We start from the raw sequence: 3,910 nt of genomic DNA on the forward strand, positions 1-3,910 counted from the left end.
GGAAACAAACAGAATGCTACCGCTGCATAGTTGAACAGTGATGTTCAGCAGTGTTCAGCGTAAATGTATCAGGCAGGAAACCCTCTGTCAAGCTGTCGGCTAAGCCTCTGCCCAACGGTGAGCGTTCTCAACCCGGTGCTTTCTACACACTAGCTCGCCGAGCCAACTTATAGTCATTTCAAACTGGATTGAGACACTCCTACTGCTGCCCAAACGCTCCGCGCCGCTTCCGCGACCACCTCCAGCCCTTCTCCCAGAGAGAGAGGAGTTGGGAAGCAATGCAACAGATTTCATTCTTGTTTAAAATGCAATTCCCTAGGCAGGCTCCACCGCTTCTTGTAGGGCTTTGCGGGCAATGCGAGTGACGTAGAGGGTAGCAGCTACGGTGGCGATGAGCCCCACGAGGCGAACGACCCATTGGGCGGTTTGAGCCTGAGGATCCAACTCCGCGCCTTCCATGTCGGCCAGGGATCCCGCCAACGAGCCGATGTACACATACATAAAAGTGCCCGGCACGATTCCAGCGGTGCCCAGCAAGTTATCCAGAAAAGAAATTTGGGTCAGCCCCAGGGCGTAGTTGAGCACATTGAAGGGAAACGCAGGCGACAGCCGAATCAGGCCGACTATTTTCCATCCCTCACGTCCCAACGCTCGGTCGATGGCCGCAAACTTGGCATTTCCCTCAATCCATTTCGCCACCTGTTCCCGCGCCAAGTAGCGCCCGATGAAAAAGGCCAAATTCGCTCCAATGGTTGCCCCGATTAGCACATACACAGTTCCGGCCACCACCCCGAACACAGCTCCTGCCCCCAAGGTCAGCACCGAAGCCGGTAAAAGCAGCACCGTCGCCACAATGTAAATGGCAATGAAGAGGATCGGCCCCAGCAACCCCAAGCTTTCCATCCAAGCCAGAGCTTCGGCGAGCCAGTCTTGAATAACTCCAAAAAATCCCAATCGATGGGCTGCCCAAAAGATAAAAATGGCCAAGCCCAAGCCGGTAGCAAGCTTAAGCAAAATCCGCTGCTTTTGGGGATTTGTGTTGAGTTGAGGTAGCTCTTCCATTGGCTAAACTCCTACAAAGTTCTTGTGAGGCGAGCTAGGGCAAGCCAGAGTAGACAGCTCTTGGAGTGGGGGAAGTATCTTTACCCGAAAGTCGTGCCGTTCCATCCCCAAAGATAGCCTTTGGCATCGCTGAACTCAATGTAAATCCTCTTCTTGGGGATCCCCAATCGGGCCTCGATGGTGCCGCAAAAAAACTCGCTCATGGCTCGGGTTTGTTGGGCGGAAAATTGCCCGATACTCTTGATTTCTAGGTAACAACAGGGATCCCCACTGCCAGCAAAGGTCATCGGGATCCCACCCTCAAAGGCGGTCATCACGTAGGCTTCCGACTTGCCCAACTGTTCCGATAGAGCAGCAGACAGCACCTTAAGCAGTTCCTCTACTGCGGCGATTTCTGGTTGCACAGACGTTTGCAGCTTGATCAACGGCATGGATCCCTCTCCCTCTCAACGAGTTCATCTTGGCATTCTTGGCCCCGCTTTTTGGCGATCCACCTGTGGTAGCGTAGCGACAGAGTTGGGCAAACCTCTATGGAGCAGACGAAGCCGGCCAAGCCAGAGATCGGCCACCAGCAGGGCCAAATCGGGCCAGGCCCTTGTGCTGTGCAAACTGAGGCTGCCCCCGCTCCTGTCGGCCCTTACAGCCAGGGCGTTACTGCTCTGGGGCCGTTTCTGTTCACCGCCGGACAGGTGGGCCTGGATCCCAAAACCGGCAAACTGGTGGGGGAGGACATTGTTTCTCAAACTCGGCAGGCATTGCTGAACGTGCAGGCAGTGCTGGAAGCGGGGGGCACCACTCTCTCCCAGGTGGTGAAGACAACGGTTTTCCTGGCCGATATGGAGGATTTTGCGGCCATGAACGAGGTTTATCGAGAGTTTTTTGCCACCGATCCGGCTCCGGCTCGCTCTTGCGTACAGGTGGCCCGCCTGCCCCTCAATGCCCGAGTAGAAATCGAGGTTGTGGCCTGCTACCCACAATCGACCTAAATGTCTCCTGAGTCCGGCTAGCGGAATGGTTTCTGGGTCGGCGCGGATCCCGGCAAATCGGGAACTGGATCGTAGCCCCCTGGGTGCCAGGGATGACAGCGACAGAGGCGACGGAGCCCCAGCCAACCCCCACGTAGGGCACCGTAGCGCCGCACCGCTTCCAAGGTGTACTGGGAGCAGGTGGGGTAGTAGCGACAAGCAGGCGGCAGCCAAGGAGAAATACCCACCTGGTAACCCCGGATCAGGGCAATCAAGCTGCGAGTGAGGGGATCCGATTGTTCGGGCATGGGTCGGAGTCCAAAAAGCGCATCTCTAGGTAACTTGAGGTTAGCTGTTATCCCAGACTGGAGGCGCCTGCAAAGGCGAGCAGGGCCGGTTCCCAGCCCCAGACCATACGGTTACAATCAGAAAGGTTAGCACCTAAATATTTCGGGCTGAGGGATCCGGCGAAGGTGGGCTTATCCTAGGGCGCGGTTCTGGGAGAACGCTTTGAGTTCCATTTTGCATAAGGAGTTGGCGTGAGGGTATTCGGGCAGCTGCAGCCGGCACAGCGGCGCAACTTGGGCATTTTGTTTGTGGCTGGGCTGCTCTTTTGGGCCAGTTTATCCTCGCTGCTGCCCACGTTGCCTCTCTACGTCAGAGATGCCGGTGGCACCAGCCAGCAAGTGGGCTGGGTAATGGGGGCCTTTTCGATTGGGTTGCTGGCCTTTCGCCCTGCGTTGGGTCGCCTGGCGGATGGCCACAGCCGGCAGATCGTGCTGCTTATCGGCATGGGGGTGGTGGGGATGGCCCCCATAGGATACTGGCTCTCCGATTGGATCCCATGGGTAGCGCTGGTGCGAGCCTTTCATGGGGTTAGCATCGCCGCTTTTGCCACGGCCTATGTGACTTTGGTGGTGGATTTTACCCCAGAAGAAAAACGGGGTGAGATCCTGGGCTACATGAGTTTGGTCAATCCGATCGGCGCAGCCATTGGCCCTGCTTTGGGCGGCTTTTTGCAGGAGTTTGCCGGCTATGGCCCTTCGTTTCTCTTCTCTGCTCTGCTGGGGTTGGTGGGCTTTCTTTGTACCCAACTGGTTCGAGAACAGCGGCGTGAGCATTGGGGATCCCTGCCGATGGATGGGGCCTTCTGGAGCTTTCTGGGCAGCCCGAAGGTGCGCTCCCTCGCTTGGGTGATGTTTTTGGTGGGGTTGGCCTTCGGCACCCAGACCACCTTTGTGGCCTTGTTAATCCAAGAAGCCGGAGCTCCCCTGAATCCAGGTCTTTTTTATACGGCAGTGGCCTTTGCCAGCTTTGGAGTGCGCCTGCTCACCGGTCGCGCTTCCGATCGCTATGGGCGGGGGCCATTTATCTCCCTCAGCTTGGCCACCTATGCCTTGGCAATGGGGATCCTGATTGTTGCCAATAGCAGCGGCGCTTTTCTGGCTGCTGGGGTCGCGGTAGGCTGCGGTTTTGGTACTTTGATCCCTCTCATTTCTGCCCTCGTGGCCGATCGCTCGGAGCCGGCGGAGCGGGGTCGCCTGTTTAGCTTGGTGATGTGCGGGTTTGATTTGGGCATTGGCCTGGCGGGGCCCCTTTTGGGCACCTTAGCAGCGGGATCCGGCTATCGAGCCATGTTTGGCTATGCGGCTCTTCTTTCCTTGGCTTCCTTGGGTTCTTTTCTCTTCTTCTCCAATGGGCGACCGGGGGACTCGCTGCGCTTTGCCTTGGGCCTGGGGCCGGACAGCCTTTCGGGTTGTCTGGAGGACAGCCGCAACCCGACCTCCTGGAGCCACCGGGTCAGCCCGCTCCCCCGGAGACGGGATCCCGTTCATAGATAGTCTCATATCTCTATCAGATCCCCCCTGCTCCACACCTGATCC

Annotated in this window: 5 protein-coding genes; 2 read left to right on the forward strand and 3 right to left on the reverse strand. The window is 57.4% G+C overall.

The features are described from left to right. Positions 1–315: 315 nt before the first annotated feature. A complete protein-coding gene (locus NW837_RS00880) occupies positions 316–1,062 on the reverse strand; it encodes a TVP38/TMEM64 family protein (protein WP_414328845.1) in 747 nt (248 codons plus the stop codon). Between the two features lie 80 nt (positions 1,063–1,142). Further along, on the reverse strand, positions 1,143–1,493 hold the full coding sequence (locus tag NW837_RS00885) for a phenylpyruvate tautomerase MIF-related protein (protein ID WP_011432208.1): 351 nt from the start codon (positions 1,491–1,493) through the stop codon (positions 1,143–1,145). A 171-nt stretch (positions 1,494–1,664) separates the two neighbouring features. Between NW837_RS00885 and NW837_RS00890 the strand changes: the two genes are divergently transcribed. Next, a complete protein-coding gene (locus NW837_RS00890; RefSeq protein ID WP_414328848.1) occupies positions 1,665–2,048 on the forward strand; it encodes a RidA family protein in 384 nt (127 codons plus the stop codon). 17 nt (positions 2,049–2,065) lie between these two features. Here NW837_RS00890 and yidD read toward each other — a convergent pair whose 3' ends face one another. Then, positions 2,066–2,335: a membrane protein insertion efficiency factor YidD gene (gene yidD / locus NW837_RS00895; RefSeq protein WP_414328846.1), complete on the reverse strand. Its 270-nt coding sequence runs from the start codon at positions 2,333–2,335 to the stop codon at positions 2,066–2,068. Between the two features lie 231 nt (positions 2,336–2,566). Between yidD and NW837_RS00900 the strand changes: the two genes are divergently transcribed. Beyond that, complete coding sequence (locus NW837_RS00900) at positions 2,567–3,868, forward strand: MFS transporter (protein WP_414328847.1); 1,302 nt, start codon at positions 2,567–2,569, stop codon at positions 3,866–3,868. Positions 3,869–3,910: the final 42 nt, after the last annotated feature.

Origin of the sequence: Synechococcus sp. R6-10 (assembly GCF_047461815.1) — a bacterium.
Classification (GTDB): domain Bacteria; phylum Cyanobacteriota; class Cyanobacteriia; order Thermostichales; family Thermostichaceae; genus Thermostichus.